The organism is uncultured Oscillibacter sp., assembly GCF_947654275.1.
In the GTDB taxonomy this organism is placed as follows: Bacteria; Bacillota; Clostridia; order Oscillospirales; family Oscillospiraceae; genus Oscillibacter.
Genome location: NZ_CANTJS010000037.1, coordinates 14,254 through 27,547, shown reverse-complemented (window position 1 = coordinate 27,547; position 13,294 = coordinate 14,254). Strand labels below are relative to the sequence as shown.

The window sequence follows — 13,294 nt, the reverse complement described above, 5'->3', positions numbered from 1 at the left end:
GCTGCGGGAATGGACACTCCAGGAAAAGACCGCCCCTTCAATACGGCAAGGGCGTGATACTAGATAAGGAGGCTTCGCCAATGAGCGAGAAAGAGCAAAAGAATCTTTCCGGCGCAAACGCGGGCGCGCCGGGTGAAATGGACGAGGTCATGCGCAAATTTGACCGGGAGTCCGCCACCCGCATCTGGGAGGGCAGGCCCAAGCTGCTGGTCAGCGTCGTCATGGCCCTCTTTTCCCTGTACTGCATCTGGATGACCCTCTGGTGCACCTGGGACATGCCCATCCGGCTCAGCTCCTTCCTGGGGCTCATCATCGTCATGGGCTACCTGACCTATCCCGTTCATAAGGACCATGTAAGGCCCAACGCCATGCCCTGGTACGACGTGGCGCTGATGCTCCTGGGGGCCGGTTCCTTCTTCTATTACTGCCTGAACTACAAGACTCTGGCCAGGCTGCTGACCAGCGCCGCCAAGATCAACCCCTTTGGCGAAAAACCCATTGACGGCGCGTGGTTCTATATCATCCTGGGCATCGTGGGCATCGCGTGTCTGGCGGAGCTGTGCCGGCGCTGCGTGGGCCTGCCCATTCTCTGCGTAGCCGGCGTGCTGCTGGTGTATACCTTTACTGCCGGCGGACAGAACCTGGCCCGGGTGGTGTATACCCTGTTTTACGGCACGTCCGGCGTCATGGCCACCCCGGTGCAGGTCTGCGCCAAGTTCATCGCTGTGTTCATCATCTTCGGCGCGTTCCTGGAGCGCACCGGCATCTCCAGCTTCTTCATCGACCTGGCCAACTCCGCGGCGGGCAGCTCCTCCGGCGGTCCGGCCAAGGTGGCGGTCATTTCCTCCGCCCTGTGCGGCATGGTGTCCGGGTCCTCCGTGGGCAACACCGTCACCACCGGCTCCGTCACCATCCCCATGATGAAAAAGACCGGCTATCAGGGCGAGTTCGCCGGGGCGGTGGAGGCTGCCGCCTCCACCGGCGGCCAGATCATGCCCCCCATCATGGGCGCGGCGGCCTTCCTCATGGCGGAGTTCATGGACACCACCTATGCCAACGTGGCCATAAAGGCCATTCTGCCCGCCCTGCTGTACTTCACCGGCATCTTCCTCTCCGTCCATCTGGAGGCCAAGCGGCTGGGGCTCAAGGGCGTTCCCCGGGATCAGCTGCCCAAGTTCCGGGTGCTGGTCCGCAGCATCTATCTGCTGCTGCCGCTGGTGATTCTGGTCTGGCTGGTGGCCGGGAATGTCCGGACCCTCCAGTATTCCGCATCCATCGCCATTGTTCTGGCGATTCTGGTGAGCCTGCCGGGTATTTTCTGGGACTGCCGGGTCCTCTACGAAAAGGACGCCCTGTCCCACGGTGTGAAGGACACCGGGTCCATGATTCTCAGCTCTCTGGAGGCCGGCGGCCGCAGCTGCATCACTGTGGCGGTGGCCTGTTCCATGGCGGGCATTGTGTCCGGCTGCATCACCGTGACGGGACTGGCCTCCAAGCTCATCAACGGGGTTATCAACATCAGCAACATGATTCCCATTCCTGCCCTGTCCCTGTTCATCGCCCTGTTTCTGACCATGCTCTGCTGCATCGTCCTGGGTATGGGCGTGCCCACCACGGCCAACTACTGCATCATGGCCACTACCTGCGCCCCCATTCTGATTCAGCTGGGCATCGACCGTATCCCCGCCCATTTCTTCGTGTTCTATTTCGGCATTGTGGCGGATATCACGCCTCCCGTGGCCCTGGCGGCCTACGCCGGCAGCGCCATTGCCAAATCGGACCCCATGAAGACCGGCATCAACGCCACCAAGCTGGCTATCGCCGCCTTCATCGTGCCCTATATCTTCGCCTTCAACCCCGACATGCTCCTGGTGGACACCAACGCCATCCAGGTGCTTCAGATCTCCGCCACCTCCCTGATCGGTCTCTTCGGCGTGGCGGCAGCCCTCAACGGCCATCTGTTCCGCCCCATCGCTCCGCTGGTGCGGGCGGCCATGGCCCTGGGCGGACTGGCTATGATGTTCCCGGGCCACGCCAGCGATATTGCGGGTCTGGTCCTGGTGCTGGGCGCGGTCTTTTACCAGCGTTTCACCGCCGGACGCGCCGCGTAAAGCGCACGGCCTTAAAAAAATCCGCCCGACCGGGCGGATTTTTTGCCCTCTGCCGGAATAGGCTGTCCAGGGGGGAGGGGCCCCTAAAATTTCCTGAAACCTTTTGGGGGTTTCATACGTCTAAGTAAAAAGAGGCCATTTACGGAAACTGTAACCGTTTTGTTGTTGTTTTCCATGGCAAACTGTTCTAGTATCAATGATACAGTTTTGATGCCGGAACAAGGCATGATCCATTTGTGTCCACAGGGCGGCAGAACGGAGGAGCCGCCGCGGGAATCTATTTGAAATCGGTGAAGGAGAAGTCAAATGTCAGAAGTCAAGGATCTTGAGGCCCGGACCGGGCCGGAGACCGCCGCCCCGGCGGCTCAGGACGCGGAAGCGGAGAAGAAGGAGAAAAAATCCCTCTGGAAGAAGTGGAAGGGGCTGCCCCGCAAAAAGCGGCGGCGCGCGGTCCGGTGGCTGGTCTTCCTGCTGATTATTGCCGGCGGCGCACTGGCGGCCAAGCATTTTCTGGGCGGCTCCGGCGGCGGCAAGGAAACCCAGGTTCTCACCGACGTGGTGCAGTACGGCTCCATCACCGCCACGGTGGAGGGAAGCGGCATGACCAAAGCCAAAAACAGCGAGACCATTACCATTGCCACCGTCGGAACGGTGAAGGAGGTGATGGTGGCGGAGGGCGACGTGGTCACTGCCGGGACGCCGCTGTTCATCATTGAGTCGGACGACGCCCGCAGCGCCGTGGAAAAGGCCCGGCAGGACGTGCTGGGCTTTGAGAAGACCCTGTCCACTCTGCAAAAGGACATCGCCGGACTGAATCTGGCGGCGGGCTATCCGGGCAAGCTGATGGAGACGGAGGACCTGAACCCCGGCGACGTCATCAGCAAGGGGCAGAAGGTGGCCATTCTGGCGGACGACACCCGGCTCCGGCTTACACAATATTACAGCTATGCCTACGAGGGCATGATTTACGAGGGCCAGAGCGTGGAGGTGTCCGTCCCGGCCCTGATGAGCTCCTTGCCCGGCACGGTGGAGGCGGTTCACATGGTCAGCCGCATTACGCCGGAGGGCACCAAGCTCTTTTCCGCCGATATTCTGGTGGAGAACGAGGGGGCCCTCAGCGCCGAGATGACGGCCTCCGCCACTGTGGAGGCCGGGGGCGAAACCGTGTATCCCTATGAGGCCGGCAAGCTGGAGTATTACCGCACCGGCGAGCTGAAATCCACCGTCAACGGCACGGTGATTTCCAGCTCCCTGGTGGACTATCTCCAGGTGACGCAGGGGCAGGTCCTGGTCCGCATCGACGGCGAGGACAGCGAGGCGGAGATTTTTGCCGCCCAGCAGAGTCTGGACGAGGCCCGGAAGACCCTGGAGACCGCCGAGAAAAATCTGGCAAATTGCAGCGCCGTGGCCTCTATCGACGGAAAGGTCATCGGCCTGACCATCAAGCCCGGGGATGAGGTGGCCGCCAATACCGTGGTGGTCAGCATCTCGGATACCTCCTCCCTGATTGTCAACGCCACCGTGGACGAGCGGAATGTCAGCGCCGTCCAGACGGGCATGATGGTGAATCTGGATCAGTGGGGCACCCAGGCCATGGGAACGGTGGAGAGCGTCAGTCTCTCCAGCACGGTCAACAACGGAGTGGCCACCTATCCCATGGTGATCTCCGTGGACAACACGGAGGAAACCCTTCAGGTCAACAGCAATATCAACTATAATCTGACGGCAAGTGAAAACGACAACTGCCTGATTCTGCCCCTCCAGTGCGTCCGCACAGTGTCCACGGAGGAGGGGGAGACCCTTACCGTGGTCTATGTGGCCGGGGACCAGCCGGAGAATATGGTGGAGGGCATCATGAGCGACGAGATGATCCCTGAGGGCTATTGGCCCGTGGAGGTGGAAATCGGCATCTCCGACAACTACAACGTGGAAATCAAGTCTGGTCTGGAGGAAGGCACCGAGGTCTTTACGCAGGTGCAGATGTCGTCCTCCTGGGGTTTCTGATATGGGGAACTTAGTAGAGCTGCGCAGCGTTTATAAAATCTACGGCGAGGGCCTTGAAAGCGAGGTCCGGGCGTTGGACGGGGTATCCCTCACCATTCAGCGGGGGGAGTTTGTGGCCATCGTGGGCCAGTCCGGCTCCGGCAAGTCCACCATGATGAACGTCCTGGGCTGTCTGGACGTCCCCACCCGGGGGGATTACATACTGGAGGGCACCGATGTCCGGGAGCTGACGGACAAGGAGCTCAGCCGCATCCGCAACAAGGAGATTGGCTTCATCTTTCAGCAGTACAACCTCATCCAGACGCTGACGGTGCTGGAAAACGTGGAGCTGCCCCTGATTTATCAGGGCATCAATGCCGACGACCGCTATGACATGGCCCTGGAGGCCCTGGACCGGGTGGGCCTCTCCAAGCGAATCAAGCACAAGCCCACGGAGATGTCCGGCGGCCAGCAGCAGCGGGTAGCCATTGCCCGGGCCATTGCCACCCGGCCCCCCATCATCATGGCCGACGAGCCCACCGGCGCCTTGGACTCCCGGACGGGACACGAGGTGCTGGAGTTCCTCCAGCAGCTGAACCGGGAGGGCACCACGGTGATTCTCATTACCCACGACAACGGCATCGCCGCCACGGCCCGCCGCTGCGTCCGCCTGACGGACGGAAAAATCGTGGAGGACAGGGAGCAGGAGGTGGACTGGTTTTGAGATGTTCAAGGTTTTTGAATGCCCCGGGGGCTTTGCGCCGGGGGACAGAGGCGGTCTGCCGTCCTGAGAGCCGGGAGGTGACCGGGCTGTGAACATACGGCAGGCAGTAAAGATGGCCCGGAAGTCCATCTGGGGCAAAATCACCGGGGACAGGCGTCAGGAGGTGACCGGGCTGTGAATATACGGCAGGCAGTAAAGATGGCCTGGAAATCCATATGGGGCAAGAAAGGCAGGGCGGTGCTGACCATGCTGGGCATCATCATCGGCATTGCCTCGGTGATGACCATTGTCTCGGTTATCACAGGCTATGCCAACAAAATGATGGAGCAGTTCGAAGCCATGGGCACCAACCGGATTGCCGTCAGTGCCTATAACAACATGTACGAGGAGGACGAAAACGGGAACTGGGTCAGCGTGGGCAGAGATTATTTCCCGGATATCTATGACTACTGCAACGGAATGAAGGACCTGGTGGTGGGCGTGACGCCCAACGCCTACAGCTGGGACATGACCATGGTCTATGGAACCAAATCCACCAGGAACATGAGCTATGAATGGGACGAAAACAATAACCTGATCAGCGCCCCGCCCCAGTTCTATTACGGCAGCGACCAATACGCCGCATGCAGCAATCTGACCATCGCCAAGGGGCGGGACCTGTCCCTGCTGGACATCCAGCGCTATAATCAGGTGGTGGTGCTGGGGGCTCAGGCGGCTCAGGTCTTCTTCGGCACGGCGGACCCGGTGGGCAAGGTGGTGCAGATCAACAACCAGAACTTTGAGGTGGTGGGGGTCTACGCCTCCCGGCTGAACCCGGACAGCGGCTCCCAGAGCACCCTGGACAACTTCGTTCTGGTCCCCTATACCGCCCACCGGGTGCTGGGGGGAGAGAACATTACGGATTTCATCGTCGTGGCCAGGGACGTCACCCAGATGGACGAGATCGTCACCCGGCTGGACGGCTTCCTCAAGGGCCTTCTGAATCAGGGCACCAGCGATTACAGGGTCCAGCCCGAGAACGAGGGCATGGAGTACGCCACGGAATCCCTGAACCTCATCGGCGGCGTGCTGGCCGGCGTGGCGGCCATTTCGCTGATGGTGGGCGGCATCGGCATCATGAACATCATGCTGGTGACGGTGACGGAGCGCACCCGTGAAATCGGTATCCGCCGGGCCATCGGCGCCCAGCGGAGCAGCATCGTCACCCAGTTCCTCATCGAGGCGGCCATGCTCTGCGGCATCGGCGGCATCATTGGAATTCTGATCGGGACCTTGGGCTGCTTCATCCTGGGGACGATTCTGTTCCAGATGACCATTTACCCCTCCGCTGCGGTGACGGCGGGAGCCTTTGGACTGTCGGTGCTGCTGGGCGTGGTGTTCGGCTGCTATCCGGCCATCAAGGCGTCCAACCTCCAGCCGGTGGAGGCGCTGAGGGCCGAGTGACGTCGGGGCGAAATCCGTTCCGCTTACCCCGCCCTGCGGGGACCGCTTTCGCGGGGAACCGGAGAGGCCTTGTTTCACTGGACGCTCCACCAGAGGGGGAGACCCCCTCTGGGCTCCCCCATAACAGGGGATTTCAAGGAAGCGGCGCGGCAGTGAAGCGGTGACCGTGGGGAGAAGAGGCACAGCGGAACGGACGAGACCGGCCCCCCGGGGGACGGGACACAACGTGTAAACGAAAAAAAGGAGATACAGATTATGAGAATCAGAAAAAGGCTGCTTTCACTGCTGCTGGCGGCCGTGCTGGCGGCGTCGCTGGCCCTGCCGGCAGCGGCGGCCAAGGACAGTTATGGCCGTTTCTCCGACATCTCCGTGGGACCCACCGCCAAGGCAGTGGAGTCTCTGCGTCTGATGGGTGTGCTGGACGGCTACGCCAACGGCACCTTCCGGCCCGAAGGACAGCTGAACCGGGCACAGTTCTGCAAAATGGCCGTCTGCGCCATGAATGCGGAAAACGAGCTGGGGGCCTACCGCACGGTGACGGTATTTCCGGACGTGAAGCCCTCCCACTGGGCGGCGGCCTATATCAACATGGCCGCCAAGGGGAAAAACATCATTTCGGGCTATCCCGACGGAAAGTTTTACCCGGACCGCACCGTCAGCCTGGGCCAGGCCGTGACCATTCTGCTGCGGATGCTGGGTTATAAGGATGAGGCCATCGGCGGCGTCTGGCCCGCCAGCTATATGTCCGCCGCCGCCCGCATCAAGCTGACGGACGGCGTGGAAAGCACCAACCCCAGCGCGCCCCTGACCCGGAAGGACGCGGCGCAGCTCTTTGTCAACCTGCTGCGGAGCGACTGCGTAGGCGGCGAGGAGGGGGCTCCCTCCGGCGCGTTCCTTGCCACGCTGGGTCTGAAGCTGGAGGAAAACGTGGTGCTGGTGTCCAGCACCGCCGTGGGCCCCGACGGCAAGGCCACCGCCCTCCAGACTGCCAGCGGCAGCGTTTACCAGTTGGACCGGGACACCATTTCCAGCGGTGTCCTCAACGGCTGCAAGGGCACTCTGGTGCTGAAAAACAACAAGGTTGTGACCTTCCTTCCCGACGCTGAGGGCAGCAGCCGGGTGGTGGTTCTGGCCAGCGCCAAAATCAATCAGATCACCGACACCTCCGGCGCGACCTATGCCGTCACCTCCGATACCCGGGCCTATTACAACGGCGAGGAAAAGACATGGGCGGACGCCCAGGCCTGGCTGAATCCGGGGCGGTCCCTGACGCTGTACATGGGGCCCACCGGCGGCGTGGAATACGTCTTCGTGGGCGGCGGCGGCTCGGCCAGCGAGGCGGTCATCGTCTATGAAAAGGGCTCTGCCAAGGGCCTCAGCGCCCTGGTGGGCGGCGTGACCGGCTATAAAATTTACAAAAACGGCTCTTCCGCCAATGTTTCGGACCTGCGGCCCTACGACGTGGCCACCTATTCCGGCGCTACCAATACCATCCGGGTCTGCGACACCCGGCTGACGGGTTTCTACGAGTCCTGCTCTCCCAGCCCGGCGGAGCCCACGAAGATTGTGGTGATGGGCACCGAATTTTCCGTGCTGACCACAGCCCAGTCCACCCTGTCCAAATTCAAGCCCGGCGACCAGATCACCCTGCTGCTGACGGAGGACAATCAGGTGGCCGGAGCGGTGAAGCCCGGCACTGCCGGCGCGTCCGCCAATGCGATTGGCATTGTGAAGGAGGCCAGCAAGGACAGCATTGAGGTGGAACTCCTCTGCGGCATCTCCCTCAAGGGGGCTACCACCCTCAGTGCCAACACAGTCAATCTCATCAAGGGCCAGCCGGTTCAGGTCAGCTCCGACCGGAAGGGCTATCTCGGCGTGGCCCGGCTCAGCGGCGGCGTTTCCGGCAATTTGAATCTGGAGACCCGGAAGCTGGGCAGCCACTCTCTGGCCAGCACGGTCAAGGTCTATGAGTACACCAAGGACGGCCTGGAGCCCACCAGCCTCAGCGCTCTGGGAGCCGGACCCATCCCCAATGGACAGATCAGCTACGCGCATCTCAACTGGGCCAATCAGGTGGATGTCCTGGTGCTGGGCGGTATCCACGACGGCGCGGTGTTCTACGGACGGACCTCTGTGGACTTCGAAGAGGTCATGATGAAAGATCCTGCGACCGGAATTTTGGTTCCCGACCCCACCAAAGAACCTACTTACTTTATGAGCGTCACCGACGGCAAGACCACCATCGGTCCCTTCCGCCTGACCTATGATATCCCCGGCGGCACCTATGTGCAGGCCACCGTGAGTAGCAACGGCATCTACTTCAGCAGCCTCAAGGAGCTGAACCGGCTGAAGGATGTTTCCAACAACGCCTGGACCGGCCAGGGCGCCGTCACCGTGGAGGGACGGACCTATACCATTTCCTCCTCTGTGATCTGCTACAACCGGGACAACGGCACCTGGCTCACGCTGGACCAGGCCCACGCCTATGCGGACCAGGCGGACCTGTACGCCAGCGACGACGGGGTCATCCGGGCCATTGAGGTGCGGACCCAGCGCTGAGCCCGGCGGAACAGCCCCAATTTATAGAGAGACGAAGAGGCCTCCCGGTACATCCGGGAGGCCTCTTTGACTTTGCCGGCGCTGGGGTTTGCCGCGCCGGACCGGAAGAGGGCGGCGGGACGTTCCCGTTTTTGCCCGGAGAGGTTCAGCGGCACGGCCCGGGCCTGCGTCCACAGGGTTTCGGCGGCAAGAGGCCCCCGGCAAGTGCCGGGGGCCTCGGTGGCTTTATGGAAGGGTTATTCGCCCAGGATGTCCGCCGCCAGAGCGTCGGCCAGGGTCTCCAGATCCTGGCGCTGGGTTTCCTTTACAGAGGATTTCAGGGACACTGTGCCGTCCAGAAGGGTCATATCCTTCATGCCCCCCAGAAGCTCCGCCATCTGCTTGCCGGAAACCGGCGCCCAGGTGCCGTTTTCGATGAGGGCGGCGGTGCGGTTCCGCAGGCCGTGGGACTTCAGGTCCCGCAGAAGCGTATCCATGGGGGTGAAAATCTCGGCGTTGTAGGTGGCGGAGGCAAACACCAGGTGGCTGCACCGGAAGGCCTCGGCAACCAGATCGGACAGGTGGGTGTGGGACACGTCGTAGAGGGCGAGGTTCTTCACGCCCCTGTCCGCCAGGCGGGCGGCCAGGATTTCGGCGGCGTTCTCCGTGTTGCCGTAGATGGAGCCGCAGAAAATGACGGCGGTGCGGTCCTCGGGGGTATAGCTGCTCCAGCGCTGATACTTTTCAAAGAACCATGCAATCCCCGCCTCCTCACGCCAGATGGGGCCGTGGAGGGGGCAGATCATCTGAATGTCCAGAGCGGAGGCCTTTTTCAGCAGGCTCTGAACCTGGGGGCCGTACTTGCCCACGATGTTGGTATAGTAGCGCCGGGCATCCGGCAGCCATTCGCTTTCAAAGCGCACTTCGTCGGCAAAAATGTTTCCGTTCAGCGCACCGAAGGTGCCGAAGGCATCGGCGGAGAAGAGAATCTTGTCCGTGGCGTCGTATGTGACCATGACCTCCGGCCAGTGGACCATGGGAGCCAGGGCAAAGGTGAGGGTGTGGCGTCCGGTGGAAAGGGTGTCCCCCTCCTTCACAATGAGGCTGCGGTCCGTAACATTGGCGTCGAAGAACTGGCCGATCATGGAAATGGCCTTGGCGCTGGCCACCACCTGGGCCCTGGGATGGGTGCGGAGCACCGCGCCCAGGGTGGAACAGTGGTCCGGCTCCATGTGGTTCACCACCACATAGTCCAGAGGGCGGCCCTGAAGGGCATACTCCAGATTCTCATAGAAATGGGCGCCCACGGCGCTGTCCGCCGTGTCCAGCAGGACGGTTTTCTCGTCCAGCAGCAGATAGGCGTTGTAGGAGACGCCCCGGGGGATGGGATAGAGATTTTCAAACAGGGACAGCTGCCGGTCGGAGCCGCCCAGCAGCAAGAGGTCCGGCGTAATGGTACGTACACTGTGCATGGCAGTTTACTCCTTATGATATTTTTATAAGAGCTAATTTAAACTACATTCCCGGTTTTGTCAAGATGGGAAAAAGGGCGCGTCCGGAGGCGCACCGCTGGGGAGGGAGGCGTTTTTCGGACCGGGGCGGCCCACGGTCCGGTCTGCCGGTTTTTCCGTCCCGGCGGGAGGGGATGCCGGGGACTCCGGAGGGGAGGGGGGATGTCCGCCCGGGCAGGTTGCCCCCGGTCAGGGGAAGGGATTATAATGGATGGGTGAAACTCGTGAATCAAACCTGACAGGAGGTGGAACCCATCGCGAACGAGGTGTACGGATACATCCGCGTCAGCTCCAGGGACCAGAATGAGGACCGCCAGATGGTTGCCATGCAGGGCCTGGCCATTCCGGAGAGGCACATTTTCATGGACAGGCAGTCCGGAAAGGATTTTCTGCGGCCCCAGTATCAGCGGATGGTGAAAAAACTGAGGCCGGGCGACCTGCTGTATGTCAAAAGCATAGACCGGCTGGGGCGCAATTACGAGGAGATTCTGGAGCAGTGGCGGGCCCTGACCAAGGAAAGGGGGGTTGACATCGTGGTGCTGGACATGCCCCTGCTGGACACCCGCCGGGGGAAGGACCTGATGGGCACTTTCCTCAGCGACATTGTGCTCCAGGTTCTGTCCTTCGCGGCGGAAAACGAGCGGAGCAACATCCGCCAGCGGCAGGCGGAGGGCATCGCCGCCGCCAAGGCCAAGGGCGTGAAGTTCGGCAGGCCGCCTCTTCCTCTGCCGGACAACTTCAGCAAGGTGCACCGGGACTGGCGGAACAAGAAGCTGACCCTGAGAGAGGCGGCGGACGCCTGCGCCATGCCGGTAGGAACCTTTTACGCCAAGGCCGTCCGGCTTGAAAACGGCACCTAAGCCCGCCCCCGCCGGCTGGGGCTGAAAACAGAAAACAGAAAACGGAGAAGCCGTCAGTTTGAAAATGTGTGCTTTTTCAAATTGGAAAAGCATTTAGAAAAATTTGCGAAAACCTCTTAATTTTCAGTCAAAGCCGCCGATGATAAGGGTGTAGGCAGTCAGAAGCCGTCAGTTTGAAAACGCACACCATAGCAAATTCTGCATCGCGGCGGAAAAGGAGATTTCCGGGAAAGGAGACGGCATGGCTGGGCAAAGCGCGGAGACAACCGCCAGATACACCACCATCAAGGTCCGCCTCTATCCCACGCCGGAGCAGGCCGGGCTGTTCGAAAAAACCTTCGGCTGCTGCCGCTGGCTCTGGAACCGGATGCTTGCCGACCAGCAGCGGTTTTACCTGGAGACCGGCGCGCACTTCATCCCCACGCCGGCGAAGTACAAGACCGCCGCCCCCTTCCTGAAGGAGGTCGACAATCAGGCCCTCATTCAGGAGCACAACCGGCTGAGTCAGGCCTTCCGGGCCTTTTTCAAAAACCCGGACGCCTTCGGTCATCCCCGGTTCAAGCGCAAAAAGGACGGCCGGGATTCCTTCACCGCCTGCAACCACGTTTTTTCCTCCGGCCCCACGATTTACACCACCCGGGACGGCATCCGCATGACCAAGGCGGGCATTGTCCCGGCGAGGTTTCACCGCCGCCCTCTGGGCTGGTGGAAGCTGAAACGAATCACCGTGGAACGGACCCCCACAGGGAAATATTTCTGTTCCATACTCTATGCCTGCGAGACCCGGAAACCCCGGCAGGTCCCCGTGACGCCGGAGAGAACCCTGGGACTGCAATACTCCCTGAAGCACTTTTACGCAGCCGACGACGGGACCCTGGCGGACCCGCCCCGGTGGCTGGAGCAGTCGCAGAACCGGCTGGCGGAGCTCCAGCGGCGCATGAGCCGGATGCGGCCCGGCTCCGAAAACTATCGGGAAGCGGTGCGGAAATACCGCCTGCTCCACGAGCACATCGCCAACCAGCGGCGCGATTTTGTCCACAAGGAATCCCGGCGGATAGCCAACGCCTGGGACGCTGTGTGCATGCGGGCCGACAACCTGAACGATATGAAAACAGCCTTCGGCGGGCCCCTGGGCTCCGGATACGGACTGTTCCGGGAGTGCCTGGGGCGCAAGCTGGAGGACCAGGGCAAGCGTCTGATTCTGGTGGACCGCTACGCCCCTTCCGCCCGGACCTGCTCCGTCTGCGGCGCGGAGGGGGACGCCTCGGAACAAAGGTGGACCTGTCCCGCCTGCGGAACGGTCCACCGGCGGGAGGTCAACGCCGCCAGAAACATCAAGGCCCAGGGTCTGGCCCAGTGCCGCCTGAGCGCCTTTTCCGGGGAAGCGCAGAGAGGGGCGGATTCCCCATCCTCCAGCAACTGCCGGCCGGAACACCGGTGAAGGCCCGCAGTCCGGGCGGGAAGCGTTGATTGAAGCGAAACAGCACAGAGGCAGTCGGGACCGTTTCGTTTCAATCAGCGTTTTCCGAACCGGAGAGCGGGAAACGAGAGGACGCGCGCGCGCGTCCAAAGCTCATGCCGGGACGATGCGGACTCTCCGGATTCTGCCCCGGCGGGCGTTCACAATATTTTGACAATGAATGTCTCCGAAGGGCGGAAAAAAGGATTTTATGCCGCCCGGTATCTGAAAAGGAGTTGAAAGTATGCTTAGCCTGTCTCTTTCACAGGGCGAGTATCTGACCATCGGTGAGAATGTGGTGGTCCAGCTGGACCGGGTGAGCCGGGACGGCTGCAAGCTCGTCATCGACGCCCCCCGGGAGGTCCCCATTCTGCGGGGGGAGGTTCTGGAGCGGACCGGGGGACAGCGCCCCGGCTGCGTGTTTGACGCGCCCCGCCAGTACAGGCGGGAGCTCACCTGGGACCGGAGCAAGGCCCAGGCCCTGGCCGCCATGCGGGCCCTCCTCAGCCGGATGGACGGCGGGGACCAGGACGTTCAGACCCTGCGGCGGCAGCTGAATCATATGTTCCCCCAGACCTGACCGGGCCGGGGGAGCCGCCGCACAGAGTGCGGCGAAAACGAAAGAACCCCTGTAGAAGGGAGCCGCCGCGCAGAGCGCGGCGGAA

General features: G+C 61.9%; 9 protein-coding genes. 8 read left to right on the top strand and 1 reads right to left on the bottom strand.

All coding sequences use genetic code 11. From position 1 onward, the window contains the following. The first annotated feature begins 80 nt into the window (after positions 1-80). The 5 genes from Q0063_RS10410 (at position 81) to Q0063_RS10390 (ending at position 8,820) form a co-directional block, all read left to right on the top strand. Entirely contained in the window at positions 81-2,111 is a 2,031-nt protein-coding gene (locus tag Q0063_RS10410; RefSeq protein ID WP_297871909.1) for a TRAP transporter permease, read from the top strand. Positions 2,112-2,417: 306 nt separating this feature from the next. Beyond that, positions 2,418-4,115 carry an HlyD family efflux transporter periplasmic adaptor subunit gene (locus Q0063_RS10405; protein WP_297871908.1) on the top strand — a complete coding sequence of 566 codons (1,698 nt, stop codon included), beginning with the start codon at positions 2,418-2,420 and terminating at the stop codon, positions 4,113-4,115. Between the two features lies 1 nt (position 4,116). Then, positions 4,117-4,818 carry an ABC transporter ATP-binding protein gene (locus tag Q0063_RS10400; RefSeq protein ID WP_297871907.1) on the top strand — a complete coding sequence of 234 codons (702 nt, stop codon included), beginning with the start codon at positions 4,117-4,119 and terminating at the stop codon, positions 4,816-4,818. 174 nt (positions 4,819-4,992) lie between these two features. Next, positions 4,993-6,261, top strand: coding sequence for an ABC transporter permease (locus Q0063_RS10395; RefSeq protein WP_297871906.1), 1,269 nt, complete (start codon positions 4,993-4,995; stop codon positions 6,259-6,261). Between the two features lie 255 nt (positions 6,262-6,516). Then, the gene (locus Q0063_RS10390; protein ID WP_297871905.1) at positions 6,517-8,820 is read left to right on the top strand and encodes an S-layer homology domain-containing protein; all 2,304 of its coding nucleotides are present in this window, start codon (positions 6,517-6,519) and stop codon (positions 8,818-8,820) included. A gap of 236 nt (positions 8,821-9,056) precedes the next feature. Here the strand turns inward: Q0063_RS10390 and Q0063_RS10385 are convergent, their stop codons facing one another. Next, complete coding sequence (locus Q0063_RS10385; protein WP_297871904.1) at positions 9,057-10,271, bottom strand: FprA family A-type flavoprotein; 1,215 nt, start codon at positions 10,269-10,271, stop codon at positions 9,057-9,059. A gap of 293 nt (positions 10,272-10,564) precedes the next feature. Here Q0063_RS10385 and Q0063_RS10380 point away from each other — a divergent pair, with 293 nt between their 5' ends. The 3 genes from Q0063_RS10380 (at position 10,565) to Q0063_RS10370 (ending at position 13,209) form a co-directional block, all read left to right on the top strand. Then, positions 10,565-11,170 (top strand): recombinase family protein, encoded by a 606-nt coding sequence (locus tag Q0063_RS10380; protein ID WP_297871911.1) that lies wholly within the window; start codon positions 10,565-10,567, stop codon positions 11,168-11,170. 241 nt (positions 11,171-11,411) lie between these two features. Further along, positions 11,412-12,611, top strand: a complete 1,200-nt coding sequence (locus tag Q0063_RS10375; protein ID WP_297871903.1) for a transposase — start codon at positions 11,412-11,414, stop codon at positions 12,609-12,611. A gap of 262 nt (positions 12,612-12,873) precedes the next feature. Continuing rightward, complete coding sequence (locus tag Q0063_RS10370) at positions 12,874-13,209, top strand: carbon storage regulator (RefSeq protein ID WP_297871902.1); 336 nt, start codon at positions 12,874-12,876, stop codon at positions 13,207-13,209. The last annotated feature ends 85 nt before the right edge of the window (positions 13,210-13,294 follow it).

Coding starts and splice junctions, on each gene's coding strand:
- Q0063_RS10410 (WP_297871909.1), top strand. CDS start 81: ATGAGCGAGAAAGAGCAAAAGAATCTTTCCGGCGCAAACGCGGGCGCG.
- Q0063_RS10390 (WP_297871905.1), top strand. CDS start 6,517: ATGAGAATCAGAAAAAGGCTGCTTTCACTGCTGCTGGCGGCCGTGCTG.
- Q0063_RS10370 (WP_297871902.1), top strand. CDS start 12,874: ATGCTTAGCCTGTCTCTTTCACAGGGCGAGTATCTGACCATCGGTGAG.
- Q0063_RS10400 (WP_297871907.1), top strand. CDS start 4,117: ATGGGGAACTTAGTAGAGCTGCGCAGCGTTTATAAAATCTACGGCGAG.
- Q0063_RS10385 (WP_297871904.1), bottom strand. CDS start 10,271: ATGCACAGTGTACGTACCATTACGCCGGACCTCTTGCTGCTGGGCGGC.
- Q0063_RS10405 (WP_297871908.1), top strand. CDS start 2,418: ATGTCAGAAGTCAAGGATCTTGAGGCCCGGACCGGGCCGGAGACCGCC.
- Q0063_RS10375 (WP_297871903.1), top strand. CDS start 11,412: ATGGCTGGGCAAAGCGCGGAGACAACCGCCAGATACACCACCATCAAG.